This is a genomic window from Hymenobacter crusticola (genome assembly GCF_002154225.1).
In the GTDB taxonomy this organism is placed as follows: Bacteria; Bacteroidota; Bacteroidia; order Cytophagales; family Hymenobacteraceae; genus Hymenobacter; species Hymenobacter crusticola.
Map to the genome: position 1 here is coordinate 460,112 of NZ_MTSE01000004.1, position 14,012 is coordinate 474,123.

The following is a 14,012-nucleotide window of genomic DNA, read 5'->3' on the forward strand; positions in this document are numbered from 1 at the left end:
TTTCCTGTTTGGGGATTTTAATAATCAGAATAAGCGGTTGGGTAAAGAAACTTCTGCTCATTTTTGGAGACGTTGTGCTGATACTCAGGCAACGCCGAAAGCTTTTTCCACTCGGGGTCGGCGCCGAAGGTCTTCCAGTGCTCGTCGCGGGCCGCTTGGTTTTCGAACGTGGTCAGGTACATCAGGTTGGGCATGTGGCTGCCCGCCATCACTCGCGCGTAGAACACCGCGTTGAACCCTAGGCGTTTGAACAGTCCCACTTCATCGCCTTTCACAAACATCTGAACCTTGTTCAGGTGCAGCTTTTCGTTGGGGCTTTCGTAGCTGCGCAACTCGTACACCCGCTCAGCGCGTGGTCCTTTGAGCGGGGGCGCTTGTAGCTGGATATTATCGGCGAAGGATTGCAGCTGAATGATTTCCAAACGCTGGTAAGGCGGGTTGTCGTAGGCGGCGGTCCAGTAGCCCTGGTTGCTGCCTAGGCTTGGGCTTTGCTCCAAACGTTCGGTGACGCTCTGCAACTGGTTGAAGGATTTGTACGGGATGAGCACTAGAATGCGCCGATCTGCCGCTGTGTCGTTGCCGATGGGCTTGAAGACCCCGATTTTCTGGATACCTAGCTTGTGTATTTCGGGCAGGAAGGCATCTTTCAGAAAGGCGTCGACGCGGTCTTCTTGCTGCTTGTCTTTCAAGTGGTAAATCTTGAGCTGGTATAACTCGCGGTCGGCAGCGGCGGCTTGGTGGGCGTGCCCGGCTAGCACTGCCACGAGCAGCCACAACAGCCCCGTCTTGCTCAGCCACGGGCGAGCTAGGTTTGCCTTCATCTTCATAAGTTTTTAGGGTAGGAGTTGGGAGCACGAAACCTAGCGAAAAATCTACACCCGTACAGCAGCTAAGCGAAGGTTGGGTAAAAATTGTCCGAAAGAAACCCCCGCTACAGCTCAACTAGAGGCATTTCTGTCCGAACTACCTGTTCCCGCGCCCGTAAACCTTAGCATGTCTTGCCCGGGGCAAGGCAAGCACAACCATAGAACCAAGCGGCTCTGTAGAGTCGCCTAAACAGTCCGGCGGCACTGCGAGCTAGCCGGGCAGGGAGAAGATAACCATGAATGGCAAATCAGTACTGTACGGCTTGGCTGCGGGCGTAGCCGGCGTGGCCGCCATGACGCTGGCCGAGAAGATCGAGCAGCGCTTCACCAAGCGCCCCAACTCGTACGTGCCCGCCCACGTGCTGGAAAAGCTGCTGAAGCTCCCGCACAAGCCCGATGAAGAGCGGCTAGGCCTCAACTGGGCGATGCACTGGGGGCAAGGTATTGTGCTCGGCATTGTGCGGAGTATCATGGCCGAGCGCGGCTTGCGTGGCCCCATGGGCTCGTTCCTCTTCATGAACCTGCGCCTGCTCAACGACCAAACCCTGGAGAATGCTACCGGCGTGGGCGCCCTGCCCTGGACGTGGCCCAAGGATGAGCAAGCCATTGATCTGCTGCACAAAGGCATTTACGCCTTTACCACCGGCTACGTCCTCGACCGACTCATTCCTGGCCCCGACCAAACGCCCGTACCCCGCGAAGGTTGGACGGTAGGGGAGAAGGCCTAAAGTACTACCTAGGTCCGCACGAAGAGCATCTGTTTTTTACTGGTGCAGCAACTTGCGGTCGGTGCTGGCGGCGTTGGAGAGGGCGCGTTCCAAATCCCGCAAGTTGCTGTAATTGGGGCGAATGAAGCCGAGCTCCGGATTATCTAGGTCACGAATTGCCTGAACAGTCAGCACGGAGATAACCACAAAGAGGATAGGCACGAAGTAGTGGCGCGTCTCCTGGGCACTGTTGGTGAAGCCCACCAAGATGCCAATGGCCCACGACGACACCAGCAGCAGCATGGTGATGGGGGAGGGCGTGCGTTCTTGGTAGGAATAATGAAGCCGCGAAGTGGCAACGTGGAGCTTGTGGAAGGCTGGCAGCAACTGCCGCAACTCCGCTGCCTGTGGCGAAGCGCCCCGAACGGAGCCGCGGAAGTACCGCCAAGCCTGGAAGTCAAGCGCTTCGATGTTGCGCAAGTGCGCCGAGTTGTGCGGTTTGCCAGGGCTGTGCTGGGCTAGCTCCAACGCCAGAAACTTCAGCAGAAACGCCCGCACCATTACGTGGGTAGCCTCTGGCAGCAGCTGGCTTTCCTGGTACAGCTCCACAATAGCCTCCGACGACTGATGGATGAGCGTGGTGCGTTCCTTGAGCGCATTGTTGGAGGAGAGCAGCGTGAAAGACAGCAGCAGGCCATAGATCGTAATCAGGGCGCTTTCGATGCCCGAGGGTTTCCACGTGCGGTGCCGTCGCCGGTAGTTTACTTCGGCCACTCCATAACCGATCAAGACGGCCAGCACCAGCGAAACCGGGTACGCGAGCGAAAACCAGAAAACATCCAATGCGCTATGCTCCATGAGCTAAGTGAACGAGAGAAGAACAATGCAAGTAACGAGCGAAAAGCTAGGCCAAGCTGCCCTGCTGCGCTGGTTGCTTAGTCCAAGTGGCGTAGGGTGGCCCGAGTAGCTGTTTACGCCGTTTTGGGGTAGAATCTGTGCGTAATTAAAAGTTTGATAGTCAGTGGTGAATTCTACAAATAAGAGTAAATTATAGGTGTTCCGAAAGAGCGAACAAGTAGGCTCGTTTTCGGTGGCCTAGCTAGTATAATCTCACGTATAAAAGTTGGGAGAAGCAAGTGGAGAAGCGAGGCAGAACGTGACCGGAAGGTCCCAGCGGTTGCTGGTGAGTTGCGGAGAGATGAGGGCCCCGAGGCTGCGTGCCGGCGCCTGATGAACAGAAGGAGACGTTGCTAAGCTACCACGCTATGACAAAACCTGTACATGATCTGAATATTCAGCTGCTTCTTTCTGCCTGCTTCTCCTGCGGCCCGTGGGGGTGGGTACGCTACTTAGGCTGCCTCACACTCGTGCTAGGTTGCACCAATGGGTTGCTGCTGAGTGCGGTATCTGCGGCCGAGTCGCCGGATGCGCAGGTAGCGGCGCTGCTCCGGCAGCAGGTTGTCCGCATCGGAAGCCCTGCCGCCAGTACCGCCGATGCGGCGCAGGTTGCCCACTTTTACGCGCTTACCAACTACGGCCCCGTCTGGACGCGCGGCGCCGCGCTCGTGCCCGATGCCTGGACCGGGTTGAACTTGCTGACGACAGCGGAGCAAGTCGGCTTAAAAGCCACCGACTATAAAGTGGAGCGGTTGCGTAGCATGCTAGATTCGGTGCAGCAGGGGCCTGCGCCGTCGGTGGCATTGCGCGTGCGCACCGAGCAGCAACTCACGGCGCAAGTCCTCCGGTTTGCGCGCCATTTGCGCAGCGGGCGCATCGGCGATACGCTCCTGCGCCCGCCCCTCTCGGAGCGTGAGCTAGCTTTCGACCCCGCACTGCACGTGCTGCAAGCGTTGCGCAGTGGGCAGTTCGCGGCCCACCTCTTGGCAGCGCAACCTACCTCCCGGAGCTACGTGCGCTTGCGCTGGGCCTGGCAGCGGCTGCTACACACCGACAGCGCCGCGGCCCGCCGCCTCACCTTGCCCGTCGCCTTGAACCTGGAGCGGCTGCGCTGGGAACCCCAGCAAGACTCTCTGTATATGGTGGTTAACATCCCAGCCTACAGCTTGCAGATAGTGCGCGGCGCGCAAGTAGTGGCCAGTCACCGCGTCATAGTGGGCAAGGCCGATACCCCAACGCCCGAGCTGTACAGTCAGCTAACCTACTTTCAGGCGGCTCCGGAGTGGCGCGTGCCGAACAGCATTGCCGTGGGAGAGATGCTACCTAGGTTAAAGCAAGCCCCCAACTACCTAGCCCGGCATGGCTACAAACTGTACACGGCCGCCGGCCAGCCCGCCAACCCATACCGGATCAATTGGAAACAGATAACGCCAGCCACTTTTGCGTACCAGGTGCGACAAGCTCCCTCTAGTAGCAACGCCCTCGGACGCGTGGTTTTTCGGTTTGCCAATTCGTACGCCATTTACCTGCACGACACGCCAGCCAAAGCGGCTTTTCGGGCTGATCGTCGGGCGCTAAGTCATGGCTGCGTGCGGGTGGAAAAGCCGCTGCTACTGGCGCAGTTTCTGTTGCAGCGCGATGATGCCCCGCAAGCTGCTAGGCGCATACGAGAGTTGCAAGCGAGCGTAAGCCGAAACCGCACAACGGTATTTTCCCTAAGGGCGCCGGTGCCCCTATACGTCCGCTACCTTACCTGCGAAGCCGACGGCAACCAGCTCCGCCAGCTCCCCGATATCTACCAGCGCGACAACGCGCTTGCGCAAGCCTGGCAAGCAGACGTTAGCCCGCTTGCCAGTGTCGGACAGTAAGGCACTGTCTAGTCTGCTTGGAATAAGTTATTTAACATGCAAAATCTGCTTACGAAGCTATTCGGTGGTGGATATTGGAAAATAGCGCGTTTGCAGTTCCGCGTCTGAGCAGGTTTCGAGGGCGAGCAGCGCCGCGTATGGGTCACCGGCAAGACCCAGGGCGGTGGCAAAAGCTGGCTCAGTTTTCAAGCCTGCGGCGCGCTGGGCGTGCACGCGCGCCCGAAAGGCCGCGCCACCTAGGGTCAGCAGGCGGTGTTCGATTAGCAGGTGCCGGTAGCCATGTTGCTGCGCGCTTGGCACGGGTTGCCCAAATAGCTCTATGGGCCACTCGCCCAAGGTGAAACCTACCACGATGCTCGGGTAACCCTGGCGCTCGGTGCGGCGCACAGCGAAATCTGGGTAATGACCAAACTGCGCCTGCACCAACGCCTCGAACGCACCTAGGTCGTACACTGCGCAGACAATATCAAGGTCGCTGCCTGGCTGCTGCAAGTCGATGGGCACCGTACCGACTAACAGCGGCTGATACGCTTGTAATAGGGGCAGCAAGTTGCTCGTGGTAAGCGCGTAGTAGGCGGTTTGCTGCGCTACCGTACCGTGTCGCAGGTACGCTACGTCTTGGAAAGGCAAAGGCATGCTAGGGTCGTTTGGCCGCAACTTACGGCGGGCGTCCGTTAGTTGACTAGTCATAGTCGCTTCGCGCTGCCGCTTTCCGGCCGGCCAGCAAAGCTTCTTTCTTTGACACTTGTCGTATACTGCGACATGAGCCTAGACCTAGAGACCTTCCTGCAACACACCCCTGCCGCCGAAAAAACCATTATTCACACCCAAAAACGAAACCAGCACCAACAATTTCCGGCGCTCCTCATTGCCCAGACGCCCAGCCAAAAGCTGTTCGTGACGCTGGAAGCCCAGCGCCGTTACGTCACCCATACCATTGCAGAAGACAATCCTGACGAGCTGGAGCTTGACTTTGTGGAAGACTACGCCGAAGTAGAAGCCATTCTGGAAGACGCGGGCCTGTATGGGGTACACGATGGCGAGGTAGGCATCGTTTACCACAACTTGCTGTTTTTGCTAATGAACCCGGAAAAGAGTGCGGAGTTTTAACTGTCGAGTGTTGACCGGAAGTGAGACAGCTCACAAAAGAATTTTAACTCAACATTCAAAAATCAACGCTTCCTAAATGTTGCGCTGGATCGACGTGCTGAAATTTGCCAAGTACAGCAACCCGGAGCCGCCGCGTCGGGTGGAGAAAACGGAGGTAGAATGGGCGGCGCAGCTCACGCCTGCCCAGTTTCAGGTGTTGCGGGAGAAAGGTACCGAGTCGCCGTACCGCAACGCATATTGCCGCTCCTACGAACCGGGCGTGTACGCCTGCGTGGGCTGCGGCAGCCTCCTATTCAACGCCACTGAGAAGTACCACGCCATATCGGGTTGGCCTAGCTTCACCCAGCCCGTGGCCAAAAACGCCATTAAGTATGCCTTCGACGACAGCTACCACATGCAGCGCATCGAGGCGCAGTGCAACGTGTGCGACGGGCACCTAGGGCACGTCTTCCCCGACGGCCCCGAGCCGAGCGGCTTGCGCTACTGTATGAACTCAGAAAGTATGGTGCGCTTAAAGCAGTAGGACGAAGCCGGCGCTTGGCGCTACTGCTTAGTGCCGGTTGCGATAGTCGGCAATAATTCCCTCGCAGATCCAGTTGGCCAACGCCTGGCGGTTATCAGGCACTACGAAGCGTCGCTGATCCTTGATGTTGCGGATGTTGCCTAGCTCCAAGAATACGGCGGGCGCGTGGCTGTTGCGCACTACAAACAGGGTATTGCGCGTCGAGACGGTGCCTTTGTAAGGGCGGTTGGGCTGGGCGCGCTTGTAGCGGCTAGTGAAGGTTTTATGGATTTGTTCGGCCAGGCGCTTGCCGGCAGCACTGGCCGAGTTGTGGTAAAAAAACACGTCGATGTTTTGGCCGACGCTGCGGCTGTCTACGTGCAGGCCGATGAAGCGCTGATAGCTATTCTTGTGGGCCGCCTTCAACTTATTGACTGCGTTGATGCGCAACCGGAGGCGGGCGAGCTGGTTCGCGGGCGTAACCTGGTGCGGATACGTCACTTCGTCGTAATCCATCTTCAGCACGGCTTGGTCGCGGATGCCGTCGTTGGGGTCCTGGATGATCATGTAGGCCGTGGCGCCGTGCTCCAGCAGCTGATGCACTAGGCGCAAACCCACGTCGTAGGCATATTCATCTTCGGCAAGCAAGTTGCCGCCGTACTTGCCAATAGCGCCCGGATCAGGCCCGCCGTGCCCGGTGGAAACGTACAACACGGCCCCGCGCAGTAGCTGGTCGCGCACCGTCACGTGGCTGTAGGCGGGCCCAAACAGCACGGGCAAGGGCACACTCACTTTCGACGGTTTCGCCGCTAGCTTCGGGACAACGGTTGACGCTGGTACGTCGCGCTTGCTGATGGGGCGCAGCATCGGGCGAGGCAGCGTGTATTTGCGGCCAGCAACCAGCGTGTTTTTCCGGCCTAGCTTGCCCCGGTTCAGGTTTAGAAATGCTCGCAGGTTGGAACGCGGGTCGAGCCGGTTGCGCCGTAGCAGCGTTACCACATTATCGCCGCGCCGTGCCACTACTTTCCGGTAGCCGCTTTGGCTAAAAGCTAGGATGGAGGCGAGAAGAAGTACTAGAAAAAGAGAAACGGTACGCAAAAGCAACGAGCAGTAGAAGGGACAGAAGCGTGATGTACGACGATGATACTAAAAAATGTTCGAGGGTAGGTGAGAATGTGTGATCACCACGCTTGGAGCCTAGGTAGGTTTAGCCAGCTCAACCCCTAAGCCGTACTGCCGAAAACGAGCACTTCGCCGCCCTGCAAGAAACGTTCCCTATACGGTCAGTTCGGCGAATTAAGCTAGGTCTGCGTATTTGAGCCTAGCAGCGCGTACTTGCAATGCTTTACTCCTATGGCGAAGAATTCACCACCTACTGATACCAAAGACTTTACTGGCTTTGTCCGCGTGCGCGGCGCGCGGGAGCACAACCTGAAGAATGTTGACCTGGAAATTCCGCGCGACGCGCTGGTGGTGTTCACGGGCGTGTCGGGTTCGGGCAAGTCGAGCCTCGCTTTCGGGACGCTGTACGCAGAGGCGCAGCGGCGCTATCTAGAGTCGGTGTCGCCGTACGCACGGCGGCTGTTTCACCAGATGGCGGTGCCCGAAGTAGATACCATCGACGGCTTGCCGCCGGCCGTGGCCTTGCAGCAGCAGCGCGGCACACCCACCACGCGCTCCTCAGTGGGCAGTGTCACGACGCTCTCGAACCTGGTGCGCATGCTTTATTCGCGAGCCGGCGACTACCCAGCAGGCCAAGGCATAATCTACGCCGAATCCTTTTCGCCTAACACCCCCGAGGGTGCCTGCCCGACTTGCCACGGCCTAGGTCGCATCTACGAAGTGACCGAAAAATCGATGGTGCCCGACGACTCGCTTACCATCCGGGAGCGGGCCATTGCGGCGTGGCCCCAGGCATGGGGTGGTCAGAATCAGCGTGATATCCTCGTCACGATGGGCTACGACGTAGATATTCCCTGGCGCGACCTGCCTCAAAAAGACCGCGACTGGATCCTGTTTACTGATGAGCAGCCTGTGGTGCCCGTGTACCCCGGCTACTCGCCTGCGGAAACCCAGCGCGCCCTCAAGCGCAAGGAACCGCCCAATTACATGGGCACCTTCACGAGTGCTAAGCGGCACGTGCTGCACACCTTCGCCAATACCCAAAGCCCGCTCATGAAAAAGCGGGCCTTGCAGTACATGCTCAGCACGGAGTGCCCCATGTGCCACGGCAAACGCCTACGACCTGAGTCGCTGTCGGTCACGTTTGCCGGGCTCGACATTGCCGATTTGTCGGGGCTGCCGCTGAAGCGAGTGGCGGGCCTGTTGCAGCCCTACGCCACTGGTGCGGTCGGCAGTCAGCCGGACCACGACGCGGCGCAGTTGATTGTAAAACAGCGCATTGCTGCTGACCTCGCGGCTCGTCTTGCCGTGCTGCTCGACCTAGGTTTGGGTTACCTATCCTTGGAACGCAGCACGCCCACCTTGTCGCCGGGTGAGTTGCAGCGGTTGCGGCTAGCTACTCAGTTGTATTCCAACTTGTTCGGCGTGGTGTACGTGCTCGATGAGCCTTCCGCTGGCCTGCACCCCTCCGATACAGAAGCCCTATTGAAAGCCTTGGCCGGTCTGAAGCAGGCTGGCAATTCGCTGTTTGTGGTGGAGCACAACCTTGATGTAATTCGGCAGGCCGATTGGCTCGTGGATGTTGGCCCAGCGGCCGGCGAGCAGGGCGGCGAGGTGCTCTACAGTGGTCCGCCCCAGGGCCTAGCCGACATAGAAACCTCGCAGACGCGCCGCTACCTGTTCACGGCCGATCATGAGCAGCTTGTGCGCACGCCCCGCACGCCCGCAGGCTGGCTACGGCTAAGCGGCGTCACGCGTAACAACTTGGAGCAGCTTGAGGTGGCCTTCCCGTTGGGCGTGCTTACCACCGTTACGGGTGTGTCGGGCTCAGGCAAATCGAGTTTAGTGAGCCAGGTGCTGGTAGAACTTGTGGCCGCGCAGCTAGGGCAGGAAGTGGAAGCTGAGGAGGAAGAAGCCGACCCCTTGGAGCGCGCCGAACCCGCCGAGCTAGGTGGCCAAATCGTGGCCGGTATGGAGCAGATCAAGCGGCTGGTGCGCGTCGATCAAAAGCCCATTGGCCGCACGCCGCGCTCCAACATGGCCACGTACACGGGTCTCTTCGACCACGTGCGCAAACTCTTTGCCGCCACCAAAATGGCCAAAGCACGCCGCTACGATGCGGGCCGTTTCTCTTTCAACGTAGCCAAAGGCCGCTGCGAAAACTGCCAGGGCGAAGGTTTTGTGATGGTGGAACTGTTGTTTTTGCCTAGCGTGTATGCGCCGTGCCCCGTTTGTCACGGTGCCCGCTACAACGCCAAAACCTTGGAAGTCACCTATCGCGACAAGAACATTGCGGAAGTACTTGGCTTGACTGTGGACGCCGCCTGGGAATTTTTCGCCGACGAGCCCACCATACTGCGCGCCCTTACCGTGCTGCGCGAAGTCGGCCTAGGATACTTGCGCCTCGGTCAGCCCGCCACCGAGCTGTCGGGGGGTGAGGCCCAGCGCATTAAGCTAGCTACCGAGCTGCAACGGGCCCAGCGGGGCAATTCCCTCTACGTGCTCGACGAGCCTACCACCGGCCTGCACCCCTCCGACGTGGAGAAGCTCATGGCCCAACTCGACGGCCTAGTGGATGCCGGCAACACCGTTATCGTGGTCGAGCACGACATGCGCGTAGTTGCTGGCTCCGATTGGGTTATTGACATGGGACCCGGCGCCGGCGACGAAGGCGGCCACGTTGTAGCCGCTGGCCCGCCTGCTGAGGTGGCGCGGGTCAAGGAAAGCCGCACAGCGCCGTACCTAGCTAGGTTTCAAGCCAATGTTCAGCAGCCTTGACCAAAGGCAAGCCGTATCGTACAAAGGTTCTTTTCCATACCCTGATTCACGCTTTTGCTGTACCATGGCATCGTTCGTAGAAGAATTCTTTCGCAATCCGGCCACAGTTGGTTCGCTCATACCTAGCTCCCGCGACCTGACCGACAAAGTGCTAGAGCCCATCTACTTTGCCGCTGCCCGCTGCATCGTGGAATACGGGCCGGGCACGGGCGTCTTCACTGACCTTCTGGTGACTCGACGCCGCGCGGAAACCACCCTTGTGCTGATCGAATCCAACCGCCGCTTCGCTACGCTCCTGCAAGAGCGCTACACCAGCCAGCCCAACGTGCACATCATCCACGGCTCGGCCGACAAAACCGGCGACTACCTGAAAGAGCTAGGTATCAGCGAAGTAGATTATGTGGTGTGCGGCCTGCCATTTTCCTCGTTGCCCCGAAAGCTAGGTTGGCGTATTCTGGAGCACACCCAGCAGCTGCTTTTGCCCCCCGGCAAGCTGATTCTGTTTCAGTATTCCTTGCAGAATCGGAAGCTGTTCGAGCGGTTCTTCCGCCTCACCGGCCACGCGCACGTGCTGTTGAACCTGCCGCCCGCCTATGTGCTGACCTACGAGCCGAAAGAGGCTGCTGACGCCGGCCAGTAGCTCGCAGCAGCGAGTAAATTCAGGGCCTTATGCGGAAGATGGAAGTTGTGTAACGCAATCTGTATCACATCATTATGTGAGCATTGTGTACTGTTGTTTGCTCTACCTTAGCAGAACAGGCAATGATTTACACACAGTAGAAGCAAGCTCAGCATGGCAAACTTGATAGGGGATTCTGCGGACGCAGCACTACCCGGCGTAAAAGGAGAAAACACGGCCGGCGACGGCGTAACAGGCACCAGCAACACGGGCTACGCCGTGCACGGCATTAGCCAAACAGGCTACGGCGTACTGGGCGAAAGCCAGGGCAGCGGCGTAGTAGGGAAGAGCACCGGCTGGTTCGGGGTAGTCGGCATGAGCGACACAGGCTCTGGGGTTTATGGCGAGGCGACGGGTTCCGGGGTGATTGGAAAAAGCAAAACCTGGCACGGTACGGCTGGCTTTAGCGACAGTACGACAGGCGGCGCCGGCTTGTACGGCGAAGCCACTGGGCCGGGCGTGATTGGGGTTAGCAAAACCTGGCACGGCATCTACGGCGAGACGCCGAGCACCACGGGCGGCGCCGGCGTGTGGGGCGAGCACAAAGGCGCGGGCAGTGGCGTGGTGGGCGTCAGCCAGGGCGGCGCGGGCGTGTACGGCAAGGGCGGGCGCGTAGCGGGCTTCTTTGAAGGAAAAGTGGAAGTGAAGGGTGACCTCGACGTGACCGGCGACATTCGCTTAGCTAACGCCGATTGCGCCGAAGACTTCGACATCGCCGATGCTAGCTCCGTGGAGCCGGGTACAGTGATGGTGCTAGGGCAGGAAGGCGCACTGCATGCCAGTCAGCAGCCCTACGACAAGCGCGTGGCGGGCGTCATTTCCGGTGCGGGCGCGTACAAACCGGGTATTGTATTGGATCAGCAGCCCGCGCGACCTGACCGCCTGCCTGTGGCGTTGCTGGGCAAGGTGTATTGCAAAGCCGACGCACAGAACGCCCCTATCGAAGTGGGCGACTTGCTCACGACTTCTTCTCTGCCTGGGCACGCCATGAAAGCCGCCGAGCCGCTGAAAGCGTTTGGGGCGGTGATTGGGAAGGCGCTGCGGCCTCTCCGAGAAGGCCAAGGCCTGATTCCGATTCTGATTGCTTTGCAGTAAAAGAGCTAGGCCATGAAAAGTGTACGGCAGGCAATTCAGAAATCGTGGTTCCCGGAGCTCCGCATCTTGCGAAGCGACCTAGGTACGTCGCTCCAACTCGGGGAGCCGTTGTCGCTCACGGCGCTCACGCGCCACCTCGACCAGCCAGAAGAACGCCGCTTCCAGGCGCCGCTCGATGCCGATGCGCTGCACGGCGAGGTGGAGTTCATCATCCGCAGCGACGGTACCTACACCTTTCGCGGGCACGTGCGCGCCACGGGCTTTCCTTCGTTTGCGTACCGGGTGCAAGCCACCATTCGCTCCCCATCCGCTGGCATCGTGGTGATGGCGCAAACCAGCGGGCGGGTTTTCGGCACCGATACGCCCGGCGACCGGCAGCGAAGCTGGGAGGAAAACAACAGCAGCCCGTCGTTGCGCCAGTTCTGGATGGGTTTGCGCGCCGACGCACGGCTCGAAACCAACCTGCAAAAAGACCTGTCGGGTGTAACTGGTGCGGTGGTCGATGTGGTGACGGTGATTATCGAAACCTACGTGGCGGCGCAATTTGCCGGGGCTGTAGGCGCCGTGCTTGTGCTAGGCGTGGAACTAGGAGCTGCTGCGGGCCAAACCTTTATCAACCCAAACGTGCTGGCCGGTATTACGGTCGGCGCGGGCATCTTACTCGTGTTCGGGCCCGGGGCCATCATCCCGGCCTTGGTGGCTGGCACCGGCACCGCCTTGCTAGCGGATATCCGCTCCCGGTCGATGAACGAGGCCGAAATTGCGTTAGCGCGCACGGTTTTCCGGGATACGTTGCCCTTCGAACGCATCAAAATCACCGACTTGTACACGCCCAGCCACAACGCGAGTGGGTTTGTGGCGCGCGAGTTTGTAGTGCCTGGCATCGATGGCTCCATTCTGGTGAATATGGGCAAGAACTTCGACCACACGTTGGAGGTCGATGCACAAAGAGGGGTGCGCGACGCCTATCCTAACGCCGGGGAGGTGTTCATTCACGAGCTGACGCACGCCTGGCAGATTCACCACTCTTCCTTCACGCCAGGTCTGTTGTGTGAGGCGCTCCTGAACCGCAACTATCACTACGACAAAGCGCGGGTAAGCGCACGGGCTCCTTGGTCAGACTTTGGCCCGGAAGAACAAGCTAGCATTGTGAATGAATGGTTTGGCGCAAACAATAATTCAAACCTGGAAAGCCCACAAGCCTTGAATGACGAGCGGTTCTTTTACGTGGCGCAGAACATTCGGGTGGGGCACACCTGAACCGAACCGCTAGCAAGAACGGGTGGGCGAACAACCTAGGCAATTGGTTGCGGGAAGGAGCGTACCTTCGTCTCCTCAACCGCCATCAATCCGCCACGGTAAACCGAGCAGTTAGTTCGCCGAAAAACCTTCTTTCTAATGAGTTTAATAAGTGTTTCAGGAATATCGCTACAGGAGAATAATAAATTCGCTTTAAAGGATATCAGCTTCACGCTAGAAAAATTTCAGAAGCTAGCTATTGCCGGCGAAACCGGCGCGGGCAAAAGCACCTTGTTGCAAATTATTGCGGGCTTACTTCAACCGGAAACGGGGGAAGTTCGCTTCGAGGACAAAATTGTGAGAGGGCCCGCGGATAAATTAGTGCCGGGTCATCCGGCTATTGCGTATTTGTCGCAGCAATTTGAGCTGCCGCAATTTTTGCGGGTCGAGCAAGTATTACGCTACGCCAATAAATTGTCGGCGGAGCAGGCGCGCACGCTGTACGATGTGTGCCGAATTAACCATTTGATTACGCGCAAGACCAACCAGCTTTCGGGTGGCGAGCGGCAGCGTATCGCGCTGGCTAAGTTGCTGTTGGCTTCGCCAACACTGTTGCTACTCGATGAGCCATATTCAAATCTAGACCGGGTTCACAAGAATATTCTGAAGGAGGTTATTAACGACCTTGGCGAAAAGCTAGGCATTACGTGCATTTTAATCTCGCACGACCCGCACGATACACTTTCCTGGGCCGACGAAATAATGGTGTTGAAAGCAGGTCAATTAATTCAGCGGGGAACTCCCGCGCAGATTTACCGGCAGCCCGTCGATGAATACACCACGTCGCTGTTCGGTGATTATAATTTAATAACGGGTGAACAGGTGGCTGTATTTGCGAAGCTAGCTGGCGCAGCCATAACAAGTGAAGCTGTAGTAATCAGACCCGAAGAATTTAGAATAGCTTCTTCGGACAACGGAGGAATTGTAGGAGAGGTAACGAAGGCTAGGTTTTTTGGCTCTTATTCAGAAATAGAAATACAGCTCGCGGGCACAACCATCACGGCCAAAACTGGCGCGCACGATATAGCGCCGGGCGCCACCGTCTACGTTGCGCTTGCCCCTGATAGCGTTTGGTTTCTGTAAGCTGCT

Annotated in this window: 13 protein-coding genes; 9 read left to right on the forward strand and 4 right to left on the reverse strand. The window is 58.5% G+C overall.

The features are described from left to right. Window positions 1-17: 17 nt before the first annotated feature. Window positions 18-827, reverse strand: a complete 810-nt coding sequence (locus BXP70_RS11000; protein ID WP_245849598.1) for an NIPSNAP family protein — start codon at window positions 825-827, stop codon at window positions 18-20. Between the two features lie 275 nt (window positions 828-1,102). Between BXP70_RS11000 and BXP70_RS11005 the strand changes: the two genes are divergently transcribed. After that, complete coding sequence (locus tag BXP70_RS11005; RefSeq protein ID WP_179197661.1) at window positions 1,103-1,594, forward strand: hypothetical protein; 492 nt, start codon at window positions 1,103-1,105, stop codon at window positions 1,592-1,594. Window positions 1,595-1,630: 36 nt separating this feature from the next. Here the strand turns inward: BXP70_RS11005 and BXP70_RS11010 are convergent, their stop codons facing one another. Further along, complete coding sequence (locus tag BXP70_RS11010) at window positions 1,631-2,431, reverse strand: hypothetical protein (RefSeq protein ID WP_086594112.1); 801 nt, start codon at window positions 2,429-2,431, stop codon at window positions 1,631-1,633. 407 nt (window positions 2,432-2,838) lie between these two features. Between BXP70_RS11010 and BXP70_RS11015 the strand changes: the two genes are divergently transcribed. After that, on the forward strand, window positions 2,839-4,338 hold the full coding sequence (locus BXP70_RS11015) for a L,D-transpeptidase family protein (RefSeq protein ID WP_086594113.1): 1,500 nt from the start codon (window positions 2,839-2,841) through the stop codon (window positions 4,336-4,338). 57 nt (window positions 4,339-4,395) lie between these two features. Here BXP70_RS11015 and BXP70_RS11020 read toward each other — a convergent pair whose 3' ends face one another. Next, window positions 4,396-5,028: a DUF4269 domain-containing protein gene (locus BXP70_RS11020; RefSeq protein WP_218779775.1), complete on the reverse strand. Its 633-nt coding sequence runs from the start codon at window positions 5,026-5,028 to the stop codon at window positions 4,396-4,398. 48 nt (window positions 5,029-5,076) lie between these two features. Between BXP70_RS11020 and BXP70_RS11025 the strand changes: the two genes are divergently transcribed. Together BXP70_RS11025 and msrB are read left to right on the forward strand one after the other, a co-directional pair. Beyond that, window positions 5,077-5,448 carry a hypothetical protein gene (locus tag BXP70_RS11025; RefSeq protein ID WP_143436455.1) on the forward strand — a complete coding sequence of 124 codons (372 nt, stop codon included), beginning with the start codon at window positions 5,077-5,079 and terminating at the stop codon, window positions 5,446-5,448. Window positions 5,449-5,524: 76 nt separating this feature from the next. Next, window positions 5,525-5,971, forward strand: coding sequence for a peptide-methionine (R)-S-oxide reductase MsrB (msrB, locus tag BXP70_RS11030; protein WP_086594115.1), 447 nt, complete (start codon window positions 5,525-5,527; stop codon window positions 5,969-5,971). 27 nt (window positions 5,972-5,998) lie between these two features. Here the strand turns inward: msrB and BXP70_RS11035 are convergent, their stop codons facing one another. Beyond that, entirely contained in the window at window positions 5,999-7,048 is a 1,050-nt protein-coding gene (locus BXP70_RS11035) for an N-acetylmuramoyl-L-alanine amidase family protein (protein WP_245849599.1), read from the reverse strand. A 255-nt stretch (window positions 7,049-7,303) separates the two neighbouring features. On the opposite strand from BXP70_RS11035, the gene uvrA reads away from it, so the two are divergent. From uvrA to BXP70_RS11060, 5 genes are all read left to right on the forward strand, one after another. Beyond that, window positions 7,304-9,850, forward strand: coding sequence for an excinuclease ABC subunit UvrA (gene uvrA / locus BXP70_RS11040; RefSeq protein ID WP_086594116.1), 2,547 nt, complete (start codon window positions 7,304-7,306; stop codon window positions 9,848-9,850). 64 nt (window positions 9,851-9,914) lie between these two features. Then, a complete protein-coding gene (locus BXP70_RS11045) occupies window positions 9,915-10,490 on the forward strand; it encodes a class I SAM-dependent methyltransferase (protein WP_179197662.1) in 576 nt (191 codons plus the stop codon). Window positions 10,491-10,643: 153 nt separating this feature from the next. Next, window positions 10,644-11,624: a hypothetical protein gene (locus BXP70_RS11050; protein ID WP_086594118.1), complete on the forward strand. Its 981-nt coding sequence runs from the start codon at window positions 10,644-10,646 to the stop codon at window positions 11,622-11,624. 12 nt (window positions 11,625-11,636) lie between these two features. Next, entirely contained in the window at window positions 11,637-12,884 is a 1,248-nt protein-coding gene (locus BXP70_RS11055) for a hypothetical protein (protein WP_086594119.1), read from the forward strand. Window positions 12,885-13,022: 138 nt separating this feature from the next. Beyond that, window positions 13,023-14,006, forward strand: a complete 984-nt coding sequence (locus BXP70_RS11060; RefSeq protein WP_086594120.1) for an ABC transporter ATP-binding protein — start codon at window positions 13,023-13,025, stop codon at window positions 14,004-14,006. Window positions 14,007-14,012 lie beyond the last annotated feature (6 nt).

Excerpts from the sequence above, each read along its gene's own strand:
- BXP70_RS11000 (WP_245849598.1), bottom strand. The coding sequence starts at position 827 with ATGAAGATGAAGGCAAACCTAGCTCGCCCGTGGCTGAGCAAGACGGGG.
- BXP70_RS11005 (WP_179197661.1), top strand. The coding sequence starts at position 1,103 with ATGAATGGCAAATCAGTACTGTACGGCTTGGCTGCGGGCGTAGCCGGC.
- BXP70_RS11010 (WP_086594112.1), bottom strand. The coding sequence starts at position 2,431 with ATGGAGCATAGCGCATTGGATGTTTTCTGGTTTTCGCTCGCGTACCCG.
- BXP70_RS11015 (WP_086594113.1), top strand. The coding sequence starts at position 2,839 with ATGACAAAACCTGTACATGATCTGAATATTCAGCTGCTTCTTTCTGCC.
- BXP70_RS11020 (WP_218779775.1), bottom strand. The coding sequence starts at position 5,028 with ATGACTAGTCAACTAACGGACGCCCGCCGTAAGTTGCGGCCAAACGAC.
- msrB (WP_086594115.1), top strand. The coding sequence starts at position 5,525 with ATGTTGCGCTGGATCGACGTGCTGAAATTTGCCAAGTACAGCAACCCG.
- uvrA (WP_086594116.1), top strand. The coding sequence starts at position 7,304 with ATGGCGAAGAATTCACCACCTACTGATACCAAAGACTTTACTGGCTTT.
- BXP70_RS11045 (WP_179197662.1), top strand. The coding sequence starts at position 9,915 with ATGGCATCGTTCGTAGAAGAATTCTTTCGCAATCCGGCCACAGTTGGT.
- BXP70_RS11050 (WP_086594118.1), top strand. The coding sequence starts at position 10,644 with ATGGCAAACTTGATAGGGGATTCTGCGGACGCAGCACTACCCGGCGTA.
- BXP70_RS11055 (WP_086594119.1), top strand. The coding sequence starts at position 11,637 with ATGAAAAGTGTACGGCAGGCAATTCAGAAATCGTGGTTCCCGGAGCTC.
- BXP70_RS11060 (WP_086594120.1), top strand. The coding sequence starts at position 13,023 with ATGAGTTTAATAAGTGTTTCAGGAATATCGCTACAGGAGAATAATAAA.